Here is an 11,887-nt window from a genome sequence, read left to right as displayed (position 1 = left end):
TCCGGCGGGGCGGCGCCATGGCCGCCCGCACGGCTCTCAGTACACTGACCGGACAGCCACGGGAGGGAAAGGGTGAGCCATGCCCGGCACCCAGGGGGAGGACGAAGCCATGCGCGAGACGACCGCGTTGCGCATCGGCGCCGGACTCGATGCTATGACGGTCAGCGGCCTCACGGGAGACGAGCGGGCGGAGGTGATCGAGTCCTGGGCCCGATGCGGTGTGGAGGCCGTGGAGTCGCCCGCCGACGCGGATGCGCACCGCGACGCCGGCGCCGCGCGTCCGTGGCTCCAGTGGCACGAGGACCTGGTGTTCCTGGCGACCTCACGGGCGATCGAATCCGCGCGCGGCACCCACCTGATGTTCCACGCGGCGTGCCTCGCCGCACCGGACACCGGGGCGGCGATCGTCCTGGTGGCGGCGTCCGGGACGGGCAAGACGACGGCCACGCGCCGGCTGGGACCCCATTTCGCCTACCTCACCGACGAGACGGCGATCATCGCACCAGACGGCCTGACCGTCACACCCTACCCCAAACCGCTGTCCCTGCTGGGGTCACGAGGGGTGCGCCCGAAGACCCAGCGAGGCCCGGACGACCTCGGTCTCGGTCCGACCCTCCCCGACGCCCGGCTGGCCCGGATCGCCGTGCTGGACCGCGTGCGGGATCCGGCAGGCCCGGTGACGCCGCGAGCGGAGGCCATAGAACTCGTGGCCGCGCTCGCGGCGCTCGTCCCCCAGACCTCCTCCCTCTCCCTGCTCCCCCGCGGCCTCGTGACGCTCTGCCGTGCGCTCGACGCGGTCGGCGGCGCCCAACGCCTCGTCTACGCCGAAGCCGATGACCTGCGGGGCGTCGTCGACGGCCTGCTGGCGGCCCCGCCCACGCCCGTCACCCCCGCCTGGGAGGCACTCACCGAGGAAGAGCTCTCGGCCTCCGTCGGAGTGGCAACCCCGGGCGCGGTGTCCCGCTGCGCCGTCGACGACGGCATCCTGACCGACCACGGCCGCCTGGTCCTGCTCGCCTCGGACCGCCTGGTCGTGCTCGAAGGTCTGGGCCCGTCCGTCTGGCTCCTGCTGGACGAGCCGCGGACGGCCGCCGACGTGGTGGCCTGCCTCCGCACCGAAGGACCCGTGCCCGAGGACGCCGAGGCCCGGGTGCGGGAGGCGATGGACGCCCTGATCACCGCGCAGCTGGCCACGACCGGCTGAGCCGGCACGGCCCGGAGGCGGCCGGCGCCCAGGGCGCCCCGCCCCCTCAGGAGATCAGTGCCCGCCCCAGTGCGTGGGCGGCCAGACGGTCACGAAGACCTCGCCCACGATGTCCTCGCGGGTGACGAAGCGCGCGCAGTCCCCGGCCTGGTCGGCGGGGATGCCGCGGCACGCGATCACGGAGTCGGCCGAGTTGGAGCGGTGGTCGCCGAGCACGAGCATCGAGTCCTCCGGCACGGTGACCGGGCCGAAGCAGCGCGCGGACATCACCTCGGACTCGCAGTCCAGCTCGTCCCGGATGAACGGCAGGTCGTTGTGGATGTATGGCTCGTCCAGGGGCTCCCCGTCCACGGTCACGGCACCCTCGGCGGTGCAGCACTCCACGGTCTGCCCCGCGGTGCCGACCACGCGCTTGACCAGCGCCTGCTCGTGCGAGCGGCCGATGCCGGTGAGGTCGCCGAACGTGCGGACGGCGTTCTCCACGGCCCCCTCCGACGACGCCGGGGTGGCCCAGTCCTCGTTTGCGGTGAAGACCACCACGTCCTGGGAGTCGGCCATCCCGTCCGGATAGGCGGTGCGGTTGACCAGCATGCGGTCCCCCACCTCGAGGGTGTTCTCCATCGAGCCGGACGGCACCGAGTACACCTTCACCCACAGGGCCTGCACCACGGCGACGACCGCGAGGGCCACCACCACGTTCAGCAGCAGGGAGGCCCAGAACGGCAGGCGCGGACGGTGAGGCTGCGGCGCGGCCACCGCGCCGCCGTCTTCCCCGTGGGCCGGCTCGACGCGCTCGGCCATGGTCAGGCGACGCCGTCGAAGAGGCTGGTGACCGAGCCGTCCTCGAAGACCTCGCGGATCGCGCGGGCGATCAGCGGGGCGATCGAGAGCACCGTGAGGGTCTCGAAGCGCTTCTCCTCCGGGATGGGCAGGGTGTTGGTCACCACGACCTCACGGGCTCCGCACTCGCCGAGACGCTGGGCGGCCGGGTCCGAGAACACCGCGTGCGTGGCGGCGATGATGACGTCCTTGGCGCCGGCGTCCTTGAGGATCTGCACGGCGCCGGCGATGGTGCCGCCGGTGTCGATCATGTCGTCGATCAGCACGCAGACGCGGCCCTCGACGTCCCCGACCACGGTCTTGGACTCGGCCTTGTTCGGAACGGTGAGGTCCCGGCTCTTGTGCACGAAGCCCAGCGGCACGCCGCCCAGGCGGTCCGCCCACTGCTCCGCCACGCGCACGCGACCGGTGTCCGGGGAGACGACCGTGACCTCCTCGCCCGCCACGCTGGAGCGGATGTGGTCCGCCAGCAGCGGGATGGCGAACAGGTGGTCCACCGGGCCGTCGAAGAAGCCCTGGATCTGGGCGGTGTGCAGGTCCACGCTCATCACGCGGGAGGCGCCGGCGGTCTTGTACAGGTCCGCCACGAGACGGGCCGAGATCGGCTCGCGGCCGCGGCCCTTCTTGTCCTGGCGGGCGTACGGGTAGAACGGCGAGACCACCGTGATGCGGCGGGCGGAGGCGCGCTTCATGGAGTCCACCATGATCAGCTGCTCCATGAGGTGGTTGTTCAGCGGCGCCGGGTGCGACTGGATGATGAACACGTCCTTGCCGCGCACCGACTCGCCCGAGCGCACGTAGATCTCGCCGTTGGCGAAGTCGTAGGCGCTCATGGGGAGCAGCTCGGTGCCCAGCTCCTCGGCGATCTCCTGCGCGAGCTCGGGGTGGGCGCGGCCCGTGGCCAGCACCAGTCGCTTGTCTTCGCTGCGGCTCAGCTCCGTCATGACGTCCTCATCATCCTTCGTGGTCTCGCGTTCCAGGGCCGACGGCGTCCGGCGTCGGTGTCGGCCGCCCGGGGCGGCCCGGTCCTCGCACCCATCCTAGGGCGCGAGGGATCAGCCCTGAGCGCCGGAGCCCTCGGCGCCGGCGGCCCGCGCGATCCTTGTGATCAACGACTCCAGCCAATCCGCCGCGTCGGACACGCGCGGCTGCAGGAGCCTGGCCTGTCCCTCCGCACCCACTCGTGTCTCCTCCAGCGCATCCAGGTACCCCTGCTCGAGAGTCCGGACGTGAGCGACCGGAGGCGGCCACTCATGCGGTGTGTGTCCTGCCGCAGTCCGGCCGGGTGACCGAAACATGAAAGTACGGCTGACGAGATCTGCGAGCAACGGGATGTCGACACCACCCTCGGCCTCCGCCCCATGCCAGAGCAACTGGATGTCCACGAGATCGTGGCCTCGCGTCTGATGTGGATCCGTGACGGCATGGATCTTCTGTGCGAGCTGCTGCTCGACAGCCATCACGGCCACAGACCGCGGTGTTCCACATCCCAACGCGGTGACCGCCTCCGCGACCTGGGGTGCCACGACCTCGACTGGCTGCGCCAGCGTGCTGCCCTCGAATTCGTCGCGCCCGATCTCGATCGGGACCGACACCCAACTTGTCCTCGCGGAGAGAAAATGCAGGGTCACCTTCGCTCGTGACAGGACGTAGGGATCGGGCACTCCGAGAGGCTCCGCAGGATCGTCCTCATGCACCGTGCCGAAGAAGGCCACCCGGGTCGCAGCCGGGTCGGCCTTGAGTTCTCTCTTGCTCCCGGGCGCGGCCCCCCATCCCCGGTCGACGAACCCGGTCAAGTCCTTCAGCGCCTGCTGGGGATCGCGAGCCAGTAGATCGAGATCCCGGGTCGCCCGCGTCCCGGTGGCTCCATGTCGGAGTCGAACGCCATTTCCACCCTTGACTACGACGCCTTCCGGCAACATCTGCGCCACGATCACTGCTCCCAGCAACCGGCGCGCCCGGTCCACCGGAACGCCCATCGCGTCAGCGATCGCCTCCAGTCGACGGTTGAGTTGGCCTTCGCTCCTGGGCGCACCTCGAGCTCCCAGATCGCCCAGGCCCACGACCACGTCATCGACCGCCACGATGTCCACCGTTCTGCCGCGCCTCCAGGTCCTTCTTCAAGCTCCTCGCCTCGCCCACCGTGAGCAGCCCGCGCGCGCGGGCCTCCTCGATCGCAGCGGCGACGCGCTCGAGAGGGATGCGGTCGAGTGCCTCACGAAGGGCTTGGTTGATCGTGAGGCCTCGCACGCCGCCGTGAAAGGTGAGGTCCTCGTCGCCCGGCGGGGGACGGCGTCGTGTCACTCGTACATGCGCGCGCGGCGAGCCGCGGTACCGCCTCGTCACGCCCACCCGTACGACGGAGGGATCGACCAGGGCGAGGTCGTACAGTGACAGCACTGCGTCCCAGTCCAGGAATGCATCTTCACCGCCCGTGGCCACGGCCTCCGCCGCGTCCGTGAACCGGTCGCGGGGAACCTGGCGATGGAGGTACACCCCGTGGGCCAGCCTCCGCAGAACGCCGCGCTGGGCGAGCTTGCGGACCTCGACGGCGGGCACGCCCGCCTCCTCCGCTTCCGTAGTGGTGATGACCCCGTGGTTCCCCGCAGCCACGTCCCACAGATCGTCACGATACGTCACGGGATCACCACCTCATCTCTGGTGTCACAACCGTACCGGAATCGGTACGGTTGTGACACGCCGACCTCTTGTCGGGCGCGCGGGGTCAGCCCTGAGCGCCGGAGCCCTCCGCGCCGGCGGCCCGCGCGGCCTCGGCCGAGGAGGTGCCCGGGCGCTTGGCGGGCACCCAGCCCTCGATGGTGCGCTGCGCCACGGCGTTCAGCGCCAGGGCGCCGGCCGGGACGTCGTCGCGGACCACCGCGCCGGCACCGGTGTAGGCGCCGTCGCCCACCGAGACCGGGGCCGTGAACACCGTGTTCGAGCCGGTGCGCACGTGGGCCCCGATCACGGTGCGGTGCTTGGCGACTCCGTCGTAGTTGGCGGTGATGTTGCCGCAGCCGATGTTGGTGTACTCGCCGATCTCGGCGTCCCCGGCGTAGCCCAGGTGGGAGAGCTTGGCGCCGCGGCCCACGGTCACGTTCTTGGTCTCGTAGAACGCGCCGATCTTGCCGTCCTCCCCCAGCACCGTGCCCGGGCGCAGGTAGGTGAACGGGCCGACGGTCGCGCCCGCGCCGATCACGGCCTCCGTGGCGTCGGTGCGCTTCACCACGGCGCCCTCCCCCACCTGCGTGTCCGTGAGCGTGGAGTCCGGGCCGACGACGGCGCCCGTGGCCACCGACGTCGCCCCATGCAGCTGGGTGCCGGGCTTGAGCCTGACGTCCGAGGCGAGGGAGACGGTGACGTCCACCCACGTGGAGGACGGGTCGACGACCGTGACACCCTCCTTCATCCAGCCGCGCAGCACGCGGTCGTTGAGCTGGCGGCCCAGGTCGGAGAGCTGCCGGCGGTCATTGGCACCCTCGACCTCCCACACGTCGTCCGTGCCCACCGAGGCGACGCGGCCGCCCTCGGCACGGGCCATGCCGAGCACGTCCGTGAGGTACTTCTCACCCTGCACGTTGTCCGTGGAGATCTCCGGCAGGGTGCGGCGCAGCAGGGCGGCGTCGAAGGCGTAGATGCCGGAGTTGACCTCGCGGATCGCCACGAAGGAGTCATCCCCCGTGGCCTCGGCGTGGGCGAGGGCGTCCTTGTGCTCCATGATCCGTTCCACGAGGCCCTCGGCGTCGCGGACGATGCGGCCGTAGCCCGTGGCGTCCTCGAGGGTGGCGGTGAGCACGGTGACGGCGTTGCCGTCCGCCTCGTGGTCCGCGACGAGGCGGGCGAGGGTCTCCGGGGTCAGCAGCGGGACGTCGCCGTAGGTCACCACGACGGTGCCCTCGAGGTCCGCGGGCAGGGCGGCCAGGCCCAGCTCGACGGCGCGGCCGGTGCCCGGCACGTCGTCCTGGTCGGCGATCGCCAGCGCGTCGATGCCCAGCTGGGCCGCCACCGTCTCGATGTGCTCGGCCACGCGAGCCCGCTCGTGCCGGACCACGGCCACGAGGTGCTCCGGCGCGAGCGACCAGGCCGCCGCGAGCGCGTGGCCCACGAGGGAGCGCCCCCCGATCGCATGCATGATCTTCGGCGTCGTCGACTTCATGCGGGTGCCCTGGCCCGCGGCCAGGACGATCACGGCGGAGGGACGGGCGGACGGCTGGGACATGGGGGCTCCTGCACCGGTGGGGGTCAGAGGACGGGGGTTCCGCCCCTAGGATTCGAACCTAGACCGCACGGCTCCAAAGGCCGGCGTGCTGCCATTACACCAGGGCGGAGCGCCGGACCCCAGGGGGCGGCGACGACGGCCCATTCTTCCACACAGGTCGCGCGGATCCGGGGTCAATAGGCGCCGTCGGCGGCGATCACGGCCTTGACGGTCCGGCCCAGGATCACGAGGTCGCCCAGGATGGACCAGTTCTCCACGTAGTAGAGGTCCAGGCGGACCGCCTCCTCCCACGGGAGGTCGGACCGGCCGGAGACCTGCCACAGGCCCGTGATGCCGGGCTGCACCAGGAACCGGCGGTGCACGTACTGCCCGTAGGCCTCGACCTCGTGCGGCAGGTGGGGCCGCGGGCCCACGAGGGACATGTCCCCCCGCAGCACGTTCACGAGCTGGGGCAGCTCGTCGATGCTGGTGCGGCGGATGAGCTTGCCGACCCGGGTGATGCGCGGGTCGTGCTTCATCTTGAACAGCACGTCCGCATCCCCGCCGTCCGAGACGAGCCGCTGCCGGATCTCCTCGGCGTCCACCACCATGGAACGGAACTTGAGCATGGTGAACGGCCTGCCGCCGAGACCGATGCGCTCCTGCCGGAACAGCACCGGCCCGCCGTCCGTGGCCTTGACCGCGATCGCGACGGCGATCAGCAGCGGCGAGATGGCGATCAGGCCCAGCCCCGACGCGACGACGTCGAACGCCCGCTTGGCGAACGCCTTGCCCTCGGAGAGGCGCGGGGTGGAGAGGTGGATGAGCGGCAGGCCGGCGAGGGGCTGCGTGTGGAGGCGGGGTCCGGCGACGTCCACGAGCGCGGGCGCCATGATCAGGGAGACGCCGCGTTCCTGCAGCTCCCAGCCCAGTCGGCGGACGTCCCCGGGGACGAACGGGTGGCCCGAGGTGATCACCACGGCTTCGACGTCGCGCACCTCCACGAGGGCGACCACGTCCTCCACGGTGTCCAGGTCCGTGGAGACCGGTATCGGGAGGTAGTCCTCCTGCCGGGTCCTGTATCCGGGGAGAGCCGCCGCCACGGGGGCGTAGCCGGCGCCGGCCTCGGAGTCGAGGGTCTGGAAGATGTGCCGGACCGCCTTCGGGCCGCCGACGAGCAGGAGCCGTCGCCGGAACCTGCCGCGGTGTCGCTGCCGCGCCACCCACCCGCGCACGAGGAACCGGCCCAGCAGGAGCAGGAGCACGCCCAGCGGCAGAGCCAGGCCCACGTAGCCGCGCGCCACTTCGAGACCTGCCGCATAGGCGAGGATCGCGACGGTGCCGAAGAGGTAGAGGGTGCCCTGCAGGACCCGCTTGTACTCCTCGCTGCCCACCCCCAGGATCCGGATGTCCCGCGAGCCCTGGATGGTCAGCGCGAGCACCCAGGCCGCGCTCAGCGCGAGGCTGATTACGCTGTAGTCGATGACTTCGGCGCCGGGGAGGGTGGTGCGCCGCGGTCCGCCGAAGCGGAGCTGGGCCGAGACGAAGGTGGCGAGCAGGACCGCGACCACGTCCCCGATGAGGACGAGCAGCGGAAGGCCCCGCTCCCAGGGCCGGCCCAGGACACGGCCGCGGACGGTCGAACCCATGCGGAGCGCGGTCGACTCATCACCGGGACTCCCGATCACGCTCTGCTCCTCCGTCCTGACGCGGGGGATGGTCCACGTCGTGGGGGTCGGGCATGGTGCTGTGCCCCGGCCCCCGATTGTAGGCCGGAAACAGCCTTGCGCTGTGCCACCTGCCACACTCTCCTGTGCACGCCCGCCGGTCAGTCCCCTTCGGCGAGTTCAGCGGCCTGCAGCCACTCCTCCTCCAGGACGTCCAGCTGCGCGTCGAGGTCCTTCAGGTCGGCGGAGGCCGCGGTGAGGGCGTCGAAGTCCTGCGCCTGCCCCAGCTCGGCCATCCGCGCCTCGAGGCCGGACCTGCGGTCCCGGAGCCGGGTCATCTGCTTCTCGAGCCGGGCCATCTCCTTGCGGGCCAGCCGACGCTCCGCCTCGGTGGGCCCGGTGTCCTCCTCCGGCCCGCCCATGCCCGCGCACGTCCCGACGACGTCGTTGCGGCCCCGGGCTGCGCCGGCTCCCCGGGCCGGGCCGCCGGCGTCGTCCATCGCGGCGCGCAGCTCGAGATACTGGCCCACCCCGCCGGGCAGGCCGCGGACCTTGCCGTCCCCGAGCAGGGCGACCTGGTGGTCGGTGACGCGCTCGAGCAGGTAACGGTCATGGGAGACCACCACGAGGGTCCCGGGCCACCCGTCCAGCACGTCCTCGACGGCAGCCAGGGTGTCCGTGTCCAGGTCGTTGGTCGGCTCGTCGAGCATGAGGACGTTGGGCTCGCCCACGAGCAGGCGCAGCAGCTGCAGGCGCCGGCGCTCGCCGCCCGAGAGCTCGGAGACCTGAGTCCACTGCCGGGAGGTGCCGAAGCCGAGCATCTCGAGCAGCTGGCCGGAGGACATCTCGCGGCCACCGACCTGGAAGGACGAGCCTTCGCGGGCCATGACTTCGGCGACGCGCAGGTGGGCGACGTCGTCGAGCTCCTTCACGTCCTGGGTGAGGGTGGCCGAGACCACCGTCTTGCCGCGCTTCACCCGCCCCGAGTCCGGGGCGATGCGGCCGTCGAGCAGGCGCAGCAGGGTCGACTTGCCCGCACCGTTGACGCCGACCACGCCGAGCCGCTCGCCGGGCGCCAGGCGCAGGGTGACGTCGTCGAGGATCGGCTTCTCCCCCAGCGTCAGGCTCACGTGCTCGAGGTCGAGGACGTCCTTGCCCAGCCGGGCCGTGGCCATCTTCGCCAGGGACACCGAGTCACGCGGGGCGGGGACGTCCTCGATGATGGCGTTGGCCGCCTCGATGCGGAACTTCGGCTTCGACGTGCGCGCCGGGGCGCCACGGCGCAGCCAGGCGAGTTCCTTCTTCACCAGCTGCTGACGCTTCTGCTCCGTCACCGCCGCCTGCCGGGAGCGCTCCGCGCGCGCGAGCACCCACGCCGCGTAGCCGCCGTCGAACGGGTCCACCGTGGCGTCGTGCACCTCCCACGTGCGCGTGCAGACCTCGTCGAGGAACCACCGGTCGTGGGTGACCACCACGAGGCCGCCGTCGGTGGGGCGCCAGCGCTGCTTCAGGTGGCGGGCGAGCCACGCGACGCCCTCGACGTCCAGGTGGTTGGTGGGCTCGTCGAGGAAGAGGACGTCGTCGTCCCCGGCGAGCAGACGGGCCAGGGCCACGCGACGGCGCTGGCCGCCGGAGAGGCCCCGCACGGACTGCTCCAGGTCGAAGCCGTCGAGGAGACCGCCCAGGACGTCCCGGACCTTGGGGTCTGAGGCCCACACGTGGTCGTCCACGTCCCCGACCACGGCCTGACGCACGGTGTGCTCCGGGTCGAGCCGGTCCTGCTGGTCCAGCACGCCCACGCGGACGCCGCCGCGGCGGGTGACGCGGCCCGTGTCGGGCTCCTGGAGGCCGGCGAGGATGCGCATGAGCGTGGATTTGCCGTCGCCGTTGCGGCCCACGAGTCCGATCCGGTCCCCCTCATCCACACCGAGGGAGAGGCCCTCGAGGACGGTGCGGGTTCCGAAGGCGATGCCGATGTTCTCGGCGCCGAGCAGGTGGGCCATGGAGGAGGTGGTCCTTTCCGGACGGAGGAGGGGTGGTCGGGTGCGGCGGGGTGCGCCGCCTGGTCTCACAGCACGTGGGCGCCGGGCACGGGGCCGTGGACGGGGAGGGCGCGCACGCCCGTGCGCTCCTCGATGGCCGAGGCCAGCCGCAGCGCGGAGGCCTCGTCCTGCGCCACGAAGAGCAGGGTGGGGCCGGAGCCGGAGACCATGCCGCGCAGCGCGCCTTCGTCCATACCGAGGTCGAGGACGTCCGAGAGCTCGGGGAACAGGACGACGGCCGGGGTCTGCAGGTCGTTGTCCATGGCGGTGGCGAGTTCGAGCGGGTCGGCCGCGGTGAGGGCCCGCAGGACGGCCTCGTTCACCTCCGGGCGCGCCGGCCCGTCGGGCAGGTGGCCCTCCCGGCGCAGCTCGTCCAGGGTCTGGAACACCACGGGGGTGGACAGCCCGGCGTCCGCCGGGACGAGGACGAGGTGCACCGGGGTGCGGGCCGCGACGGGGGTCAGCTCCGCCCCGGTCCCGAGCCCGACGGCGGCCCCGCCCAGCACGCTGAAGGGCACGTCCGCGCCCAGCGGGGCGGCCAGCTCGGCGAGCTCGGCGCGGGTGTGCCCGGTCTCCCACAGGACGCTGCACGCGAGCAGCGCGGCGGCCGCGTCGGCGGAGCCGCCGCCCATGCCGCCAGCGACCGGGACCTGCTTGGCGACCTCGAGGTGGACGCCGTGGGTGTCAGGATCGAGCCTGAGGGTGCGCCGCAGGTGCGCGGCGGCGCGGTGCGCGAGGTTGCGCTCGTCCCAGGGCACGTCTTCGGTGTCCACCAGACTGATGTGGCGGCCCGACGGGCCGACGGTGATCCTCCCGTCCGTGCGCGCGATCGCCGTGACGGTCTCCCGCAGGCTGACGGCCAGGTACACGGTGGCCACGGGGTGGTAGCCGTCTGCGCCGGGCGGCCCCACCCGCAGGGACAGGTTCACCTTGCCGGGGGCGCTGACCGTGACGTGCCGGGCCGTGGGGTCGAGGCCGAGGTCCTCCGTCGTCATGCGCTCACCTCCTCCGCCGCACGCCGCGGGCCGTGCTCGGCGATCCGCGCGAAGGCCGCGATGTCCAGGGCCTCGCCGCGGGCGCGCGGGTCCACGCCGGCGGCCACCAGGGCGTCCTCCGCCGCCTGCGGCGACCCCGCCCAGGAGGCGAGCGCGGCGCGCAGGGTCTTGCGGCGCTGGGCGAAGGCGGCGTCCACCACGGCGAAGACCTCCCGGCGGGACGCGCCGCCCGCCGGCGGCTCGCGCCGGGTGAAGGCGACCAGCCCGGAGTGGATGCGCGGAGCCGGCCAGAACACCTGGGTGCCGATGGTGCCCGCCTTGCGCACGTCCGCGTACCACGCCGCCTTGGCGGACGGCACGCCGTAGACCCTGGAACCGGGCCCGGCCGCGAGACGGTCCGCGACCTCCTCCTGCACCATCACCAGGCCGTGCCGCAGCCCCGGCAGGACCGCGAGCGCGTGCAGCAGCACGGGCACGGCCACGTTGTAGGGCAGGTTCGCCACGAGCGCGGTGGGGCCGCCGGCGGCGGCGGCGGGCCGGACCTCAGCCAGGGCCTGCTCGCTCAGCGTCATGGCGTCCGCGTGCAGCACGGCGAGGGCGTCCTCGACCCCGGGGCGGAACTCGGCGGCGGTGCGCGGCAGGCGGGCGGCGGTGACCGGGTCGATCTCGACGGCGGTGACGGCGGCGGCCGCGTCCAGCAGGCCGAGGGTGAGCGAACCCAGACCGGGGCCGATCTCCAGCACGTGCTCGTCCGCGGTCACGTCCGCGGCCTGCACGATGCGCCGGATCGTGTTCGGGTCGATCACGAAGTTCTGGCCCCACTGCTTGGTGGGACGCAGGTCCAGCTCGGCGGCGATGCGCCGCACGTCCGCGGCGCTCAGCAGCGGGGCGGGGGCGGGGTGCGGGGAGGGCTGGACCATGCCCGCGAGTCTATCGGGGCG

At 72.7% G+C, this 11,887-nt stretch carries 10 protein-coding genes and 1 tRNA gene; 1 reads left to right on the top strand and 10 read right to left on the bottom strand.

Features of this window, described 5'->3' with window-relative positions:
* Positions 1-79 precede the first annotated feature (79 nt).
* Positions 80-1,204: a PqqD family peptide modification chaperone gene (locus ACUJ8O_RS04460; protein WP_061867432.1), complete on the top strand. Its 1,125-nt coding sequence runs from the start codon at positions 80-82 to the stop codon at positions 1,202-1,204.
* A 54-nt stretch (positions 1,205-1,258) separates the two neighbouring features.
* Here the strand turns inward: ACUJ8O_RS04460 and lepB are convergent, their stop codons facing one another.
* The 10 genes from lepB to rsmA all read right to left on the bottom strand — a co-directional run bounded on the left by lepB (position 1,259) and on the right by rsmA (position 11,866).
* Positions 1,259-2,005: a signal peptidase I gene (gene lepB / locus ACUJ8O_RS04455; RefSeq protein ID WP_036317400.1), complete on the bottom strand. Its 747-nt coding sequence runs from the start codon at positions 2,003-2,005 to the stop codon at positions 1,259-1,261.
* A 2-nt stretch (positions 2,006-2,007) separates the two neighbouring features.
* Positions 2,008-2,988, bottom strand: coding sequence for a ribose-phosphate diphosphokinase (locus ACUJ8O_RS04450; protein WP_061867435.1), 981 nt, complete (start codon positions 2,986-2,988; stop codon positions 2,008-2,010).
* 111 nt (positions 2,989-3,099) lie between these two features.
* Positions 3,100-4,128 carry a nucleotidyl transferase AbiEii/AbiGii toxin family protein gene (locus ACUJ8O_RS04445; protein WP_225348330.1) on the bottom strand — a complete coding sequence of 343 codons (1,029 nt, stop codon included), beginning with the start codon at positions 4,126-4,128 and terminating at the stop codon, positions 3,100-3,102.
* Entirely contained in the window at positions 4,115-4,657 is a 543-nt protein-coding gene (locus ACUJ8O_RS04440; protein ID WP_255420483.1) for a type IV toxin-antitoxin system AbiEi family antitoxin domain-containing protein, read from the bottom strand. The genes ACUJ8O_RS04445 and ACUJ8O_RS04440 overlap by 14 nt, the downstream gene beginning before the upstream one ends.
* A gap of 112 nt (positions 4,658-4,769) precedes the next feature.
* Entirely contained in the window at positions 4,770-6,263 is a 1,494-nt protein-coding gene (glmU, locus tag ACUJ8O_RS04435; RefSeq protein ID WP_123243900.1) for a bifunctional UDP-N-acetylglucosamine diphosphorylase/glucosamine-1-phosphate N-acetyltransferase GlmU, read from the bottom strand.
* Positions 6,264-6,300: 37 nt separating this feature from the next.
* Positions 6,301-6,372 (bottom strand) — tRNA-Gln (locus tag ACUJ8O_RS04430).
* 64 nt (positions 6,373-6,436) lie between these two features.
* Complete coding sequence (locus ACUJ8O_RS04425; protein ID WP_123243901.1) at positions 6,437-7,930, bottom strand: sugar transferase; 1,494 nt, start codon at positions 7,928-7,930, stop codon at positions 6,437-6,439.
* A gap of 140 nt (positions 7,931-8,070) precedes the next feature.
* The gene (locus tag ACUJ8O_RS04420; protein ID WP_206495771.1) at positions 8,071-9,912 is read right to left on the bottom strand and encodes an ABC-F family ATP-binding cassette domain-containing protein; all 1,842 of its coding nucleotides are present in this window, start codon (positions 9,910-9,912) and stop codon (positions 8,071-8,073) included.
* A 65-nt stretch (positions 9,913-9,977) separates the two neighbouring features.
* Positions 9,978-10,946 carry a 4-(cytidine 5'-diphospho)-2-C-methyl-D-erythritol kinase gene (locus tag ACUJ8O_RS04415; RefSeq protein WP_041104575.1) on the bottom strand — a complete coding sequence of 323 codons (969 nt, stop codon included), beginning with the start codon at positions 10,944-10,946 and terminating at the stop codon, positions 9,978-9,980.
* Positions 10,943-11,866 (bottom strand): 16S rRNA (adenine(1518)-N(6)/adenine(1519)-N(6))-dimethyltransferase RsmA, encoded by a 924-nt coding sequence (gene rsmA / locus ACUJ8O_RS04410; protein ID WP_041104577.1) that lies wholly within the window; start codon positions 11,864-11,866, stop codon positions 10,943-10,945. Before rsmA ends, ACUJ8O_RS04415 begins: the two co-directional genes overlap by 4 nt.
* Between the last annotated feature and the right edge of the window lie 21 nt (positions 11,867-11,887).

It is taken from the genome of Micrococcus sp. EWR3.9.1 (assembly GCF_052615555.1).
Note: the sequence above shows the minus strand (reverse complement) of the source record. Positions and strands in the feature narration are given on the sequence as shown.

Coding starts and splice junctions, on each gene's coding strand:
- ACUJ8O_RS04460 (WP_061867432.1), top strand. CDS start 80: ATGCCCGGCACCCAGGGGGAGGACGAAGCCATGCGCGAGACGACCGCG.
- lepB (WP_036317400.1), bottom strand. CDS start 2,005: ATGGCCGAGCGCGTCGAGCCGGCCCACGGGGAAGACGGCGGCGCGGTG.
- ACUJ8O_RS04450 (WP_061867435.1), bottom strand. CDS start 2,988: ATGACGGAGCTGAGCCGCAGCGAAGACAAGCGACTGGTGCTGGCCACG.
- glmU (WP_123243900.1), bottom strand. CDS start 6,263: ATGTCCCAGCCGTCCGCCCGTCCCTCCGCCGTGATCGTCCTGGCCGCG.
- ACUJ8O_RS04420 (WP_206495771.1), bottom strand. CDS start 9,912: ATGGCCCACCTGCTCGGCGCCGAGAACATCGGCATCGCCTTCGGAACC.
- ACUJ8O_RS04415 (WP_041104575.1), bottom strand. CDS start 10,946: ATGACGACGGAGGACCTCGGCCTCGACCCCACGGCCCGGCACGTCACG.
- rsmA (WP_041104577.1), bottom strand. CDS start 11,866: ATGGTCCAGCCCTCCCCGCACCCCGCCCCCGCCCCGCTGCTGAGCGCC.